This window comes from Pseudomonas sp. UFMG81 (assembly GCF_015354575.1).
Classification (GTDB): Bacteria; Pseudomonadota; Gammaproteobacteria; order Pseudomonadales; family Pseudomonadaceae; genus Aquipseudomonas.
Window position 1 is genome coordinate 1 of the sequence record NZ_JACAFQ010000015.1, and the last position, 15,049, is coordinate 15,049.

Sequence of the window (15,049 nt, forward strand, 5' to 3'; positions counted from 1 at the left end):
TTCCAATCGGTACTGGCCAGGAAAGACTTCACGCAAAGCATGAGCCGAAAGGGAAACTGCTGGGACAACGCAGTGGCTGAGAGCTTCTTCGCTACGCTGAAAAGGGAAGAAGCATTCAGTGCATATCCCAGTAAACGACATGCTCAACTAGCCATCGCCAGCTATGTTCATGGTTTTTACAACAGCTGTCGGCTGCACTCCGCCCTTGGCTACCGTTCTCCGAACGAATATGCCAAGAGCTTAAGGCAGAAGGCTAAATAACCAGCTTTTTGGCGTCCGTTGTCACGGGACAGGCCCATGCTTACTTTTGACGCGGCCGGCGAGGCAAGAAAAAAGTAAGCCGCCGTAAGGGCGGAAAGGTGCCGAAAGGTCGCTATCGTGAATGGATATGCACCGAAATCTAAAAACCAGCACACTAACCCCCGAGCCCGAGCCCGAGCCCGAGCCCGAGCCCGAGCCCGACCCCTAAACCCGATAAGCCCGAACAAACACCTCAACCGCCTCCCGCACATGCACCTCCGCCTCATCCCCCGTAAGCGCCGGTGCACACCCGATCAACAACCGATAATCCGGCGCCCCCTTGACCAGGCAGAAGAACTGCTCCGCCGCCCGCAACGGGTTATCGATCCGCAGCAACCCCCGTTGACCGACCCCACGCAGCAACGCCTCCATCCCCGCCACCACCCGCTTGGGCCCGGCCTCGTAGAAGTACTGCCCGAAACTCGGGTCTTGGCTGCCCAGGGCAATGATCAACCGGCTGAGCTTGACCGACTCGTCCGAGCTGATCAGCGCCTGGAACCCCCGGGCGATATTCAGCAACACATCCTCCAGCGGCACCCCCTCGGGGTACTCGAAGATCAAGTCGGGCAATTGCGTCTGGCACGTCGCCATGACCGCCGCGCCGAACAGCGTCTGCTTGTCGGTGAAATGGCTGTAGACCGTGAGTTTTGAAACACCTGCCGCCGCAGCGACCGCATCCATGCTGGTGTTGGCATAGCCAAGGCTGAGGAACAGCGACTTGGCGGCTTCGAGGATGGCCTCGCGCTTGGCCAGGTCCTTCGGCCGGCCAGGGCCGATGGGTGCGTCGTTGGACATTGGGAACCGTATCGTTGGTGAAAGGTGAGCATCTTACCGGGTCGCGGACTGTCAGGCTGTAGCGTACGTCGCCACGCTATTACGTTTTTTCTCGCGCCTGCCCGCTTCCCCGGCCCGTTTTGCTGATTTAATATACTCGCCAGTATAAATATTCGATGCGCCCTCTGCCAAAGGTCTTCCATCATGTTGCGTCGTGCGTTGTCCCTCACCCTGCCCGCGGCCCTCGTGCTGCTCACCGCCTGCGGCCAGCAGGCCGCGCCACCCACGGCGCCGCGCCCGGCGCTGGTGGTTCAGCCCCAGCCGGCGGGGGCCTCGGCAGACAGCTACCCCGGCGAAGTACGCGCGCGTTTCGAGCCGGAGCTGGCCTTCCGCATCGGCGGCAAGGTAACCAGGCGCCTGGTGGAGGAGGGGCAGCGGGTCAAGGCCGAACAGCCGCTGGCCGAACTCGACCCGCAGGATGTGCGCCTGCAACTGGAAGCCAACCGCGCCCAGGTGGCTGCCGCCGAAGCCAACCTGGCGCTGGTGCGCACCGAGCGTGATCGCTATCAGAAGTTGCTTGATAGGCAGATGGTCAGCCACTCCCAGTTCGATAACGCCGAGAACCTCTACCGTGCCGGCCTTGCCCGCCTGAAGCAGGCCAAGGCTGAGTTCGAGGTGGCCGGTAACCAAGCCGAATACGCCGTGCTGCGCGCGCCCCAGGCCGGGGTGATCGCCAAGCGCCAGGTTGAGGTAGGGCAGGTGGTGGGCGCCGGGCAGACGGTGTTCACCCTGGCCGCCGACGGCGAGCGTGAAGTGGCGATCGGCCTGCCAGAACAGCAGTTCGCCCGCTTCGCCGTCGGCCAGGCGGTCAGTGTCGAGCTCTGGACGCACCCGAACCAACGGTTCGAAGGGCGTATTCGCGAGCTGTCGCCAGCGGCTGACCCCCGCTCCCGGACCTTCGCCGCGCGCATCGCCTTCACCTCCAGCAACGCGCCAGCCGAACTGGGCCAAAGCGCCCGGGTGTTCATCGCCCACGCCGAGCGCGCACCCCTGGCGGTGCCGCTCTCGGCCGTCACCGCGGAGGCCGGGCAGGCCTATGTCTGGCGCGTCGGCAAGGACAACCGCCTCGAACGCGCCCCGGTGCGCCTGGGCCCCTACGGTGCCGACAGCGTACCCGTGCTCGAGGGCCTTCAGGCCAGCGACTGGGTGGTTGCCGCCGGCGGCCATGTGCTGCGCGAGGGGCAGCAGGTGCGGCCAGTGGACCGCAGCAACCGTGAAGTGAACCTGGCGGCCAAGGAGTAAGTCCCGATGGGTTTCAACCTTTCCGCCTGGGCGCTGCGCAATCGCCAGATCGTACTGTTCCTGATGATCCTGTTGGCAGCCATTGGCGCCATGTCCTACACCAAGCTCGGGCAGAGCGAAGATCCGCCGTTCACGTTCAAGGCCATGGTCATTCGCACGCTGTGGCCAGGGGCAACCGCTGAAGAAGTGTCGCGCCAGGTCACCGAGCGCATCGAGAAGAAGCTGATGGAGACCGGCGAGTACGAGAAAATCGTCTCGTTCTCCCGGCCGGGCGAGTCCCAGGTCACCTTCATGGCCCGCGACTCGATGCATTCCAAGGATATCCCCGAGCTGTGGTACCAGATCCGCAAGAAGGTCGCGGACATCAAGCACACCCTGCCACCCGAGGCCCAGGGGCCGTTCTTCAACGATGAGTTCGGTACCACCTTCGGCAACATCTACGCACTGACCGGCCAAGGCTTCGACTACGCGGTACTAAAGGATTACGCCGACCGCATCCAGATCCAGCTGCAACGGGTCAAGGACGTGGGCAAGGTCGAGCTGATCGGCTTGCAGGACGAGAAAATCTGGATCGAGCTGTCCAACGTCAAGCTGGCGACACTCGGTGTTCCGCTGGCCGCGGTACAGCAGGCGTTGCGCGAGCAGAACGCGGTGAGCACCGCAGGCTTTTTCGAAACCCCCAGCGAGCGCCTGCAACTTAGGGTCAGTGGGCGCTTCGACAGTGTCGAGCAGATCCGTCAGTTCCCCATTCGGGTGGGCGACCGCACCTTCCGTATCGGCGATGTCGCCGACGTGCAGCGCGGGTTCAATGACCCACCCGCACCGCGCATGCGCTTTATGGGTGAGGACGCCATTGGGCTTGCGGTGTCGATGAAGGACGGCGGAGACATTCTGGTGCTGGGCAAGGCCCTGGAAGGCGAGTTTGCCCGCTTGGCAGAAGGGCTGCCGGCAGGCATGCAGCTGCGCAAGGTGTCCGACCAGCCGGCCGCGGTGAAGGCGGGCGTCGGCGAGTTCGTCCAGGTGCTGGTCGAGGCCCTGGCCATCGTATTGCTGGTGAGTTTCTTCTCACTGGGCATGCGCACCGGGCTGGTGGTGGCGCTGGCGATTCCGCTGGTGCTGGCCATGACCTTCGCCCTGATGCACTACTTCGGCATCGGCCTGCACAAGATCTCGCTGGGGGCGCTGGTGCTGGCGCTGGGGCTGCTGGTGGACGATGCGATCATCGCCGTGGAGATGATGGCGATCAAGATGGAGCAGGGCTACGACCGGCTCAAGGCGGCCAGCTATGCCTGGAGCAGCACGGCCTTCCCGATGCTCACCGGCACCCTGATCACCGCGGCGGGCTTCCTGCCGATCGCCACGGCGGCGTCGAGCACCGGTGAGTACACCCGTTCGATCTTCCAGGTGGTGACCATCGCCCTGCTGACCTCGTGGGTGGCGGCGGTGGTGTTCGTGCCTTACCTGGGCGAGCGCCTGCTGCCGGACCTGGCCAAGCTGCATGCGGCGCGCCATGGCAGCGACGGGCATGCGCCCGATCCGTACGCCACGCCGTTCTATCAGCGTGTGCGGCGGGTGGTGGAGTGGTGCGTGCGGCGACGCAAGACGGTCATCGTGCTGACCATCGCCGCGTTCGTCGGCAGCATCCTGCTGTTCCGCTTCGTGCCTCAACAGTTCTTCCCGGCCTCCGGGCGCCCGGAGCTGATGGTCGACCTCAAGCTGGCCGAAGGCGCCTCGCTGAACAACACCGCCGAACGGGTCAAGCAGTTGGAGGCACTGCTCAAGCAACAGGACGGCATCGACAACTACGTTGCCTATGTCGGCACCGGTTCGCCGCGTTTCTACCTGCCGCTGGACCAGCAACTGCCGGCGGCGAGCTTCGCCCAGTTCGTGGTGCTGGCCAAGTCGCTGGAAGAGCGTGAGCGCCTGCGCAGTTGGTTGATCGCCACCCTCGATGAGCAGTTCCCCGACCTGCGTTCGCGGGTCACCCGCCTGGAAAACGGCCCGCCCGTGGGCTACCCGGTGCAGTTCCGCGTCACTGGTGAGCACATCGAGAAGGTCCGTGCGCTGGCCCGTGAAGTGGCAGCCAAGGTGCGTGAGAACCCCCATGTGGTCAACGTGCACTTGGATTGGGAAGAACCGAGCAAGGCGGTCTACCTGGATATCGATCAGGACCGCGCACGCGCCCTGGGCGTGAGCACGGCGCACTTGTCGAGTTTCCTGCAAAGCTCGCTGACCGGCAGCAACGTCAGCCAGTACCGTGAAGACAACGAGCTGATCGAGATCCTGTTGCGCGGCACCCCCGAGGAACGCCGTGAGCTGGGTAACCTGGGCAGCCTGGCGGTGCCCACCGACAACGGTCAGAGTGTGGTGCTGTCGCAGGTGGCGACCCTGGAGTACGGCTTCGAGGAAGGCATCATCTGGCACCGCAACCGCCTGCCGACGGTGACCGTGCGTGCTGACATCTACGACAAGGAACAACCTGCGACGCTGGTGAAGCAGATTCAGCCGACCTTGCAGCAGATCAAGAGCGAACTGCCAGACGGCTACTTGCTGGACGTGGGTGGCACGGTGGAAGACTCCGAGCGCGGGCAACGCTCGGTGAACGCCGGCATGCCATTGTTCATCGTGGTGGTGCTGAGCTTGCTGATGATCCAGCTGCGCAGCTTCTCGCGGATGTTCATGGTGTTCCTCACCGCCCCCCTGGGGTTGATCGGCGTGACGTTGTTCCTGCTGGTGTTCCGCCAGCCGTTCGGCTTCGTCGCCATGCTCGGGACCATCGCCCTGGCGGGGATGATCATGCGTAACTCGGTAATCCTGGTGGACCAGATCGAGCAGGATATCGCCGCCGGGTTGGACCGCTGGCAGGCGATCATCGAGGCTACGGTGCGGCGCTTCAGGCCGATCGTGCTGACCGCGCTGGCGGCGGTGCTGGCGATGATTCCGCTGTCTAGGAGTGTGTTCTACGGGCCGATGGCGGTGGCGATCATGGGCGGGCTGATCGTGGCCACGGTACTGACGCTGCTGTTCCTGCCGGCGTTGTATGCGGCGTGGTTCAGGGTCAGGAAGGACTGAAGAACCAGTGGGAGGGCTTTGCCCTCCATTCGCGGCACAAGGCCGCTCCTACAGGCGAGCGCGAACCCCTGTAGGAGCGGCCTCGTGCCGCGAAAGGGCTGCGCAGCAGCCCACTGGTTCTCAGCTCAGCATCACAGCGCGCCAAATACCTTCTTGGCCAGGCTGGTCGCCGCCCCCGCCGGGTTCTGGCGAATGCTCTCTTCCTGCTTGCCGATCATTTCGAACAGCCCGTCCAACGCCTTCTCGGTCACGTAGTTCTCGATATTGGCGTCATCCTTGATCAGCCCCAGACCCTTGGCCTGCCCAGCAAAGCTGTTGTACTGCTGGGCCAGGCCGACCTGGTCGGTGGCCTGCTTGACGATCGGCAGGAACTTGGCGCGGATCTGCTCGCGGCTGCTCTTGTTCAGGTACTGCGTGGCCGAATCCTGGCCGCCGCTGAGGATGCCCTTGGCATCGGTCACGGTCATCTTCTTCACCGCATCCACCAGGATCGCCTGGGCCTGGGGCACGGCCGCCTCGGCCGCCTTGTTCATGCTGGTTTCCAGGGCTTCGACCTGGTCGCCCTTGCCGAACATCTTCATGGCCTTGGCGGCCTTGCCGAGGTTGCCCGGCAGTTCGATGCGCACGTCCGGGTTGTTGCTGAAACCGCCCGGGGTGCTCAGTTGCTTGACGGCAATCTGCGTGCCTTGGGTGAGGGCGTCCTTCAGGCCGCCGCTGGCATCGCTTTGCGACAGGTCGCCCAGCGACAGGGCCAGGGCGCTGGCCGACAGCAGCAGGCCGGCGCAAAGGGTGGTGAAGCGCAGGGAGGTGCGGAGCATGGGTATTTCCTTATGGGCAAAGAGGGGCGAGGCTCAGCGGACTGGGTCGACCTTGATCCGCACCGGCTGCTGGTCGCTGCCGTCGAGCATCACGCCATGGTGCTCGGTGTTGATGAACAGCAGCTTGCCGTCCAGCTCGATGCGCGCGCTCACCGCGTAGCGGTGGCCGGGTTTGATCTGGGCCGGGTCGTACTTGAGGTGGAAGGGCAGCGGCACGTTGCCTTTGACCGGGCCATTCTGGCTGGCCAGGGTGACGGCCGGGGCGTCCATCAGCGACACGTCCTGCAGGGCCACGTTGAGGGTGGCGGCCGGTGGCAGGGCGATGCGCTGCAGGTAGAAGACTTCGCCATCCAGGCTGGCCTGGTTCGACGGGGTGTTGCTGGAGCAGGCTGCAAGCAGGGTAGCGCAGCACAGGGTGAAGAGTTTTTTCATGGGATCTCCGGTGTACAGGGGGTCGGCTTGTGGCCAACTGCGGGGACTTTAGCGGATTTTCGCGTGGTGTGCGGCCATCCGTACCAGGGCCGCAGCGCGGCCCTTTCGCGGGCAAGCCCGCTCCCACAGGTACAGCGCACTCCCGAAGTTGGCGCTGTACCTGTGGGAGCGGGCTTGCCCGCGAAAGGGCTGCGCAGCAGTCCCATTAGTTGTTACTCGACCGAAGCAGGCTCCAGCGCCTCATCGCGGTGCAACGCCACCTGACGAATCGACAGCCGCAGCTCGGCCGACAGCACGCGCTTGGCCACACCTTCAGCCAGTTCCGCCAGCTTGTCGTGATAACCCAGCTTGCCGTTGCCGTCGGGGCGCAGCACCCCTTCGCGCACCAGCGTCTGGATAAAGTGGCGGAACAGGGTCTTGTCGAAGAACTCCGGGGCGTTGAGCCCATGCAGGATCGACAGGCGCTGGGCCATCATCACGCACAGCTCCTCCAGCTCTTCGGCCGTCAGCGTGTGCTGGCCACTGTTGAGCAACAACGAAGTGGCCATGTAGAACCGCTGCAGGGTCTGGGTAATGGTGCGCGCCAGCAGCGTCAGCAGCACGAATTGCCGCGAGCTCGGTGCCGGGCGCAGGTACACACCGTTCTCGAAGCGCAGCAGGCCTTGCTCGACCAGCGCCGCCAGCCATTGGTCGATGACCTCGTCCAGTTGCGCCGGCGTCCAGCGCAGGAACAGTTCGGCCTGCAAGTACGGGTACAGCGCCTTGACGTACTGGCCGACCAGGTCGCGGCTCATGCGCGAGCTGCTGAGGAAGAAGCTCGCCAGCAGCGCCGGCAGGGCGAAGATATGCAGCACGTTGTTGCGGTAGTAGGTCATCAGTACCGCGTTGGCTTCGTCCAGGTACAGGATGCGGCCCAGCGCATCCTTCTGTTCAGCCAGCAGGTCCATGCCCAGCACGTGCTTGATCAGCGCGCTGCCGTCGCCCTCGGGCAAGGTGGTGTGCGCCGAGTAGGGCACCTGGCGCAGCAACGCCAGGTACAGGTCGAGCACACGGGTCAGGGCGCGTTCGTCGAGGGCCAGGCGGCTGGTCGACAGCAGCGCCAGGGCCACCAGGTTGACCGGGTTGATCGCCGCCGCCTCGTTGAGGTGGCGGGCGACGGTCTCGCCCAGGCGCGTGGTGGCGTCGTTGAGCCAATCCGGGCGGAACTGTGGGGCGAGCGCCTGCTCACGCCAGCCGGGCTGTTGCTCATCAAGGAAACCGGCCAGGCGGATGGGTTCGCCAAAGTTGACGTAGACCTGCCCGAAACGCTGCTTCAGCGCACCGATGACCTTGAAGATGTCGAAGATCGACTCTTTCTTCTTGCTCGCACCACGCAGTTCGCCCAGGTAGGTGCGGCCTTCCAGCACCCGTTCATAGCCGATGTACACCGGCACGAAGACGATCGGTGTGCGCGAGGAGCGCAGGAAGCTGCGCAGGGTGATCGCCAGCATGCCGGTGCGCGGCTGCAGCATGCGCCCGGTGCGCGAACGCCCGCCCTCGACGAAGTACTCCACCGGGAAGCCCTTGGTGAACAGGGTATGCAGGTACTCATTGAATACCGCGGTGTACAGCGGGTTGCCCTTGAACGTGCGGCGCATGAAGAACGCCCCGCCGCGGCGCAGCAGGCCGCCGATCACCGGCATGTTGAGGTTGATGCCGGCGGCGATGTGCGGCGGCGTCAGGCCGTTGCGGAACAGCAGGTAGGACAACAGCAGGTAGTCGATGTGGCTGCGGTGGCAGGGGACGTAGATTACTTCGTGGCCAGGCGCGATGCCCTGCACCTGCTCGATGTGATTGACCTTGATGCCGTCGTAGATCTTGTTCCAGAACCAGCTGAGCACCACTTCGAGGAAGCGGATCGCGGTGTAGGTGTAGTCCGAGGCGATCTCGTTGCCGTAGTGCAGGGCCTTGGCCTCGGCCTTGGCGTAGGGGATTTTCTCGCGTTCGGCCTCATCGCTGATGGCCTGGCGCACCAGTGGGTCGTGCACCAGGCCCTTGACCAGGTTGCGCCGGTGCGAGATGTCCGGGCCGATGACCGCGGTCTTGAGGTTGCGAAAATGCACCCGCATCACCCGCTGGGCCATGCGCACGGTGCGTTCATGGCCTTTGTTGTGGGCGACCAGTTCGCGCAGGTGGATGGGCGCGGAGAACTGCACCCGGGTCTTGCGCCCGAGGATCAGCACACTGAGCAATCGACGCAGGCGCCCGGTGACCGCCCAGCTGTCGGCGAACAGCAGCTTCCAGGGGCTCGATTCGCTGGCCGGGGTCTGCCCCCAGAACACACTGACCGGGATGATCTGCGCATCTTCCTCCGCGTGCTGGCTGATCGCCGCGACCAGCCGCTCCAGGGTGGGCGGTGCACCGCGTTTATCCTGACGGCCGAGCCAGTCCGGGTCGGGGGTCAGGTAGAAGAACGCCGCCGGCTCGTGCAGTGGACCGACTGCCACCGGCAGTACCGGGCGCGGCAGCCCTGCTTTGGTGCACTCGTGGTCGATCACGGCCAGGTCGGTGAGCGACGGCGAGGGCAGGGCGTAGAACACCGGGCGGCTGCGGTCGAGCTTGAGGGTGAGCGAAGACTGGTTGATGGTCTCGGAACGCACCCACAGGTACAGCACGCGGCGCAGGGCGCCGAAAATCAGACGGCGCAGGGGGGAACGGGTCATGGGGTGGGGCTCTGGTGAAGTTTCGCTGTTTTTACAGGGGGTTAGTCTGCCGTATCTGCGTAAGTTCAGCAAAATTCGGCACCGTCATGAAAATTTTTTGTTCCCTGTCATATACTCGGCCTGCCGCTTGCTTAATATTTCGTCAAGCGGCGTCGGCACGGGCAGTGAGCCCGCGTCAGCAAGGCGATCTTCAAAATAAAAATCCGGAGTAGTTCAGATGTCGTCTCGTGAGACTGGGAATGTGAAGTGGTTCAACGATGCCAAGGGTTATGGCTTCATTCAGCGCGAAGGTGGTGCGGATGTGTTCGTCCACTATCGGGCTATCCGCGGTGAGGGGCATCGTACCCTGGTCGAAGGGCAGCAGGTGGAATACGCGCTCGTGCAGGGCCAGAAAGGCCTGCAGGCCGAGGATGTAGTCGGGCTCTGAGCCTTGCGCTACACGCTCAAGCTGCAAGTTGACCGTGGAACTTGCAGCCTGATGCGAATAGCGTTCAGCTGGTGCGCCAGGTGATTTCTTCTTCACCGTCGGCGCTGATGCGGATCCAGCGATCGGCATCTTCTTCACCATCTTCTTCAGCCCAGCTACCGGGCGCGCAACGCACTTCGACATTCAGTGCGGCGAATGCCGCGCGGGCGCAGGCAATGTCATCGGCCCAGGGGGTCTGGTCGCTTTCCAGGTACAGGCTGTTCCATTTCCCCACAGCTTTCGGTAACCAGGTGACCGGAATGTTACCGGCCGTGCACTTGAAGGTCTGGCCTTTCTGCTTCCATTCGCTGCACGGGCCCAGGGCCTGGGCAAGCCAGTCGGCGATCTGCTTGTGATCGACGTCGGCGTCCTTCAGATAAATCTCGATATCGGGTTGGCGCATTGGGGGGCTCCTGAGTGTGCTCAGTCTTGGCGCACGAAATAGTCATAACGCATGGAAACCGTGACCTCGAACGGCTCGGGCTGGTCGATCACCTGGGCGCGCTTTTCGGCGCTGGCGCGCCAGCCGTGCGGGGTCATGGCCAGCAGGTTGGCACGGGCCTTGGGCTGCGCCAGGCTCAAGCGAAACTCGAGCACTTCGCCATGGGCGTGGGCCATGCCCTCGGGCACCAGGGCCAGGTGCTTGTCGTCGGCATAGGGGCGCACTTCATCGTAGAGCACCTCGCGCAGTTCCATCAGGTGGCCGCTGGTCGGGCCGACCCGCATCAGGCCGCCGCCGGGCGCCAGCAAGCGCTTGGCCTCGGCCCAGTCGAGCGGGCTGAACACGCTGGCGATAAAGCCGCAGCTGGCGTCGGCCATGGGCACGCGGGCCATGCTGGCGACCATCCAGGTCACTTGCGGGGCGCGGCGGCAGGCGCGTTTGACCGCTTCGCGGGAGATGTCCAGGGCGTAGCCGTCGGCCGCCGGCAGCGCCTGGGCGATCTGTGCGGTGTAATAACCCTCGCCGCAGCCGATGTCCAGCCAGGTGCCGGGGGCACGTTCGGCGGCCAGTTCAGCCAGGCGACGCGCCACAGGGGCGTAGTGGCCGGCGTCGAGGAAGTCACGGCGGGCTTCGACCATGGCTTGGTTGTCACCTGGGTCACGGCTGTTCTTGTGCTGCACCGGCAGCAGGTTCAGGTAGCCCTGGCGGGCACGGTCGAAACGGTGGCCGGCGGGGCAGGCCACACCGTTGTCGAGCCGCGCCAGCGGCGCCTGGCAGAGTGGGCAGGCGAGCATCAGGCGAGCAACCGCACCAGGGTCTGGTAGTAGATCTCGGTCAGGAGCTCGAGGTCGCTGGCCAGGATGCGCTCGTCCACCTGGTGGATGGTGGCGTTGACCGGGCCGAGCTCGACCACCTGCGTGCCCATGGTGGCGATGAAGCGGCCGTCGGAGGTGCCGCCGCTGGTCGACGGTTGGGTTTCGCGGCCGGTGACGGCCTTGATGCTCGACGACACCGCGTCGAGCAACTCGCCCGGCTCGGTGAGGAACGGCAGGCCCGACAGCGCCCAGTCGATCGACCACTCCAACTGGTGCTTGTCGAGGATCGCCGCGACGCGCTGCTGCAAGCCTTCGACGGTCGACTCGGTGGAGAAACGGAAGTTGAACAGGGCCGTCAGGTCACCGGGGACCACGTTGGTGGCGCCGGTACCGGAATTGAGGTTGGAGATCTGGAAGCTGGTCGGCGGGAAGAACGCGTTGCCTTCGTCCCAATGCTCGGCAGCCAATTCAGCCAGGGCCGGGGCGGCCAGGTGGATCGGGTTGCGCGCCAGGTGCGGGTAGGCCACGTGGCCCTGCTTGCCGCGCACGGTCAGCTTGGCGCCGAGCGAACCACGGCGGCCATTCTTGACCACGTCACCGAGCAGGGTGGTGCTCGACGGTTCGCCGACGATGCACCAGTCCAGGCGCTCGTTGCGGGCCTTGAGCAGCTCGACCACGGCCTTGGTGCCATGGTGGGCCGGGCCTTCCTCGTCGCTGGTGATCAGGAAGGCGACCTTGCCGCGGTGGTTGGGGTAGTCCTGCACGAAACGCTCGCAGGCCACCACCATCGACGCCAGGCTGCCTTTCATGTCGGCGGCGCCACGGCCGCAGAGCATGCCGTCCTGGTCGATCAGCGCTTCGAACGGCTCGTGCTGCCATTGCTGCACCGGGCCGGTGGGGACCACGTCGGTGTGGCCGGCGAAGCACAGCACCGGGCCATCCTGGGTGCCGTGGGTGGCCCAGAAGTTGTCGACGTCTTCGAAACGCAGCGGTTCGAGCTGGAAGCCGACGGCGCCCAGGCGGTTCATCATTTGTGCCTGGCAGTCGGCATCGACCGGGGTGACCGACGGGCGGCGGATCAGGTCGCAGGCCAGTTGCAGGGTAGGCGAAAGCTCGGCTGGGGCCGTCATTGAAGGACTCCGGGGGCAAGGCAAGGCGGGAAAATCTTAGGGGCGTTATCTTATATCAAATGTTTTCGGCGGGCACGGGCCATTGGGGCCGCGTCGCGCCCCTTTCGCGACACAAGGCCGCTCCTACAGGAGACCGCATGTTCTTGTAGGAGCGGCCTTGCGTCGCGATGGGCTGCGTAGCAGCCCCCGGCGATCTCAAGCCTGCTGCACCTCGGCAGCCTTCTGCGCAGGCTTTGGCAACGACGACAGCAACGCCATCACCAACGCCGCCACATAGGGCAACGATTGCACCAGCAGCATCGCCACCCAGAACTTCATGTCCGAACTCGGCAGCCCCTGCACCAGGTAGATGCCCAGCGCCGCTCCCCACAGCAGCAGCATGATGAACAACTCCTCGCGCGCTTCGGCGAGCGCCACCAGCAGGCCATGGCTATCGGCATTCTTCGGGGTGCGGAAAAACGGCATGCTGCTGGTGAAGAAGCCGTACAGCACCGCCTTGGCGATGGTATGTGACAGCGCCAAGCCTGCCAGCGCGGCGGCGAAGGCGTCTTTCAGGTTTACGCCCACCGCGCGGCGATAGAGGAACAGGATCTTGCCGACCTTGAAGAAGAACAGCGCCAGGGGCGGGATGGCGAACATCATCAGCGGCGGGTCGACCCGGTGCGGCACGATGATCATCGCCGCCGACCACAGCAGCGCGCCGACGGTGAAGAAGATGTTCATGCCGTCGGCGATCCACGGCAGCCATCCGGCCAGGAAGTGGTAGCGCTGGCCACGCGTCAGTTCGCTGCCCTTGCCGCGCAGCAGGGCGCCGGCGTGGTGCTTGATGATCTGGATGGCGCCATAGGCCCAGCGGAAACGTTGCTTCTTGAAGTCGATGAAGGTGTCAGGCATCAGGCCCTTGCCGTAGCTGTTGTGGGCATAGGCGGCCGACAGGCCCTTCTCGAACACCCGCAGGCCCAGCTCGGCGTCCTCGCAGATGCACCATTCGGCCCAGCCCAGCTCTTCGAGCACGCTGCGCCTTGTCATGGTCATGGTGCCGTGCTGGATGATCGCGTCGCGGTCGTTGCGGGTGACCATGCCGATGTGGAAGAAGCCCTTGTACTCGCTGTAGCACAGCTTCTTGAAAGTGCTTTCATGCTGGTCGCGGTAGTCCTGTGGCGACTGCACCACGGCGATCTTCGGGTCAGCGAAGTGCGGCACCATGTGCTTGAGCCAGTTGCGGTCGACGCAGTAGTCCGAGTCGATCACCGCGATCACTTCGGCGTCCTTGGCGGTGTGCGGGATCAGGTAGTTCAGCGCACCGCCCTTGAAGCCCGCCAGAGGGGCGACATGGAAGAAGCGGAAGCGCTCACCGAGCTTCTCGCAGTGGGCCTTGAGCGGCTCCCACACCGCCGGGTCCTTGGTGTTGTTGTCGATCACCAGCACTTCATAGTCGGGGTAGTCCAGCGCGGCGAGGGCGTCGAGGGTCTGCTTCACCATCTCCGGCGGCTCGTTGTAGCACGGCACGTGCACCGAGACTTTCGGCCGGTAGGCGCTGTCGCCCTGCACCGGCAGGAATTCGCGGCGGCGCTTGTTGATCCACACCGCTTCGGCCAGTTCGTGGGCCTCGGTCATCAACACGATGAACACGCCCACGGCACCCAACGCCAGCAGTACACCCACCGTCAGGCTGAACCAGGTGCTGTACTGCTGGCTGTAGTCATAGGCAATCCACACCAGCACCGAGCCGCCGAGGAAGGTGATGAAGGTGAGGAAGGTGCGCCCACGTTGGCGCAGGGCCGAGCCGTCGATCAACAGCACCGTCAGGGCGATCATCGCCAGTACCACCGAGGCCACGGCCAGGGCGCGCCATTGCGGGATCGCCACGATCGGGCCTTCGAAGTTGAACTTCTGCTGGCGCTCGGCGTTGTACACACCCCAGTAGGCGCCCACCGAGCCTTCGTCGCTGGCCTTCCACGGCTGGTCGTAGGCTTCGATGACGAAGTAGTTGTAGCCGCGACGGTTGAGGGTGTTGACCAGGGTGCGCAGGTAGATCGCCTGGTCGGCCTGGGTGGCGTCGGCGCCGCCGCGCATGCGGCCGTTGCTCGGCCAGCCGACTTCGGAGAGCAGCAGCGGCTTGCGTGGGAACTGCTTGCGCAGCTCGCGGGCGCGGTCCAGGACGAACTGAACCGAGTCCTGCATCGGCACGAACTCCCAGTACGGCAGGATGTGCGCGGCGATCAGGTCGACGTGCTTGGCCAGCTCGGGATGTTCCTTCCAGATATGCCACTGTTCGCTGGTGGTCACCGGCACCTTCACCGCGGCGCGTACCCGGTCGAGGTAGCCGATCAATTGTTCGCTGGTGACCTCTTCGCGGAACAGCGCTTCGTTGCCGAGCACCACCCGCACCACGCTGCGCGAGGTGTTGGCCAGGCCGATGGCCTTTTCGATCTCGCGCTCGTTGCGCGCAAGGTCGTTGCTGATCCAGATCCCCAGGGTGACGCGCAGGCCCAGTTCTTCGGCCAGGCGCGGGACCTCGGCCTGGGTGCCTTCGACGGTGTAGATGCGGATGTTGTCGGTCAGCTGGTTGAGCTGTTCGAGGTCCTGGCGGATTTCGTCTTCGCTGGGGTATTGACCCTTCTGCGGGCTCTGCCCGAGGCGGAACGGCGAGTAGGAAAAACCGGAGATCTGTTCCGGCCAGGCCGGTGCGGACACCGGGCGGTTGATCAGGGCCCAGAACCCGGTGAACAGGGCGGCGATGGCCAGGACCACCACCAGGTTGAGACCAAATTTGCGTGATGACATGGGCGTTGG

At 64.6% G+C, this 15,049-nt stretch carries 12 protein-coding genes; 4 read left to right on the forward strand and 8 right to left on the reverse strand.

Annotated features, from left to right (window positions below; genetic code table 11):
- The coding region (locus IX761_RS13300) for an integrase core domain-containing protein (protein ID WP_194790046.1) at positions 1–261 on the forward strand (261 nt) is incomplete at its 5' end.
- 204 nt (positions 262–465) lie between these two features.
- On the opposite strand, the gene IX761_RS13305 is transcribed toward IX761_RS13300, so the two are convergent.
- A complete protein-coding gene (locus IX761_RS13305) occupies positions 466–1,095 on the reverse strand; it encodes a TetR/AcrR family transcriptional regulator (protein WP_194790047.1) in 630 nt (209 codons plus the stop codon).
- Positions 1,096–1,278: 183 nt separating this feature from the next.
- Here IX761_RS13305 and IX761_RS13310 point away from each other — a divergent pair, with 183 nt between their 5' ends.
- Both IX761_RS13310 and IX761_RS13315 read left to right on the forward strand, forming a co-directional pair.
- Entirely contained in the window at positions 1,279–2,376 is a 1,098-nt protein-coding gene (locus tag IX761_RS13310) for an efflux RND transporter periplasmic adaptor subunit (protein WP_194790048.1), read from the forward strand.
- Positions 2,377–2,382: 6 nt separating this feature from the next.
- Positions 2,383–5,448: an efflux RND transporter permease subunit gene (locus tag IX761_RS13315; RefSeq protein ID WP_194790049.1), complete on the forward strand. Its 3,066-nt coding sequence runs from the start codon at positions 2,383–2,385 to the stop codon at positions 5,446–5,448.
- 131 nt (positions 5,449–5,579) lie between these two features.
- On the opposite strand, the gene IX761_RS13320 is transcribed toward IX761_RS13315, so the two are convergent.
- The 3 genes from IX761_RS13320 to plsB all read right to left on the reverse strand — a co-directional run bounded on the left by IX761_RS13320 (position 5,580) and on the right by plsB (position 9,400).
- Entirely contained in the window at positions 5,580–6,266 is a 687-nt protein-coding gene (locus tag IX761_RS13320; protein WP_194790050.1) for a DUF4197 domain-containing protein, read from the reverse strand.
- Positions 6,267–6,299: 33 nt separating this feature from the next.
- A complete protein-coding gene (locus IX761_RS13325; RefSeq protein WP_194790051.1) occupies positions 6,300–6,698 on the reverse strand; it encodes a YbaY family lipoprotein in 399 nt (132 codons plus the stop codon).
- Positions 6,699–6,910: 212 nt separating this feature from the next.
- Entirely contained in the window at positions 6,911–9,400 is a 2,490-nt protein-coding gene (gene plsB / locus IX761_RS13330; RefSeq protein WP_194790052.1) for a glycerol-3-phosphate 1-O-acyltransferase PlsB, read from the reverse strand.
- Positions 9,401–9,617: 217 nt separating this feature from the next.
- Between plsB and IX761_RS13335 the strand changes: the two genes are divergently transcribed.
- Entirely contained in the window at positions 9,618–9,827 is a 210-nt protein-coding gene (locus IX761_RS13335; protein WP_011535295.1) for a cold-shock protein, read from the forward strand.
- Between the two features lie 64 nt (positions 9,828–9,891).
- Here IX761_RS13335 and IX761_RS13340 read toward each other — a convergent pair whose 3' ends face one another.
- The 4 genes from IX761_RS13340 to IX761_RS13355 form a co-directional block, all read right to left on the reverse strand.
- Positions 9,892–10,269, reverse strand: a complete 378-nt coding sequence (locus IX761_RS13340; protein WP_194790053.1) for a hypothetical protein — start codon at positions 10,267–10,269, stop codon at positions 9,892–9,894.
- Positions 10,270–10,289: 20 nt separating this feature from the next.
- Positions 10,290–11,102: a putative RNA methyltransferase gene (locus IX761_RS13345; protein WP_194790054.1), complete on the reverse strand. Its 813-nt coding sequence runs from the start codon at positions 11,100–11,102 to the stop codon at positions 10,290–10,292.
- A complete protein-coding gene (gene dapE, locus IX761_RS13350) occupies positions 11,102–12,253 on the reverse strand; it encodes a succinyl-diaminopimelate desuccinylase (RefSeq protein ID WP_194790055.1) in 1,152 nt (383 codons plus the stop codon). The genes IX761_RS13345 and dapE overlap by 1 nt, the downstream gene beginning before the upstream one ends.
- Positions 12,254–12,448: 195 nt before the next feature.
- Positions 12,449–15,040, reverse strand: a complete 2,592-nt coding sequence (locus IX761_RS13355) for a glycosyltransferase (RefSeq protein ID WP_194790056.1) — start codon at positions 15,038–15,040, stop codon at positions 12,449–12,451.
- Between the last annotated feature and the right edge of the window lie 9 nt (positions 15,041–15,049).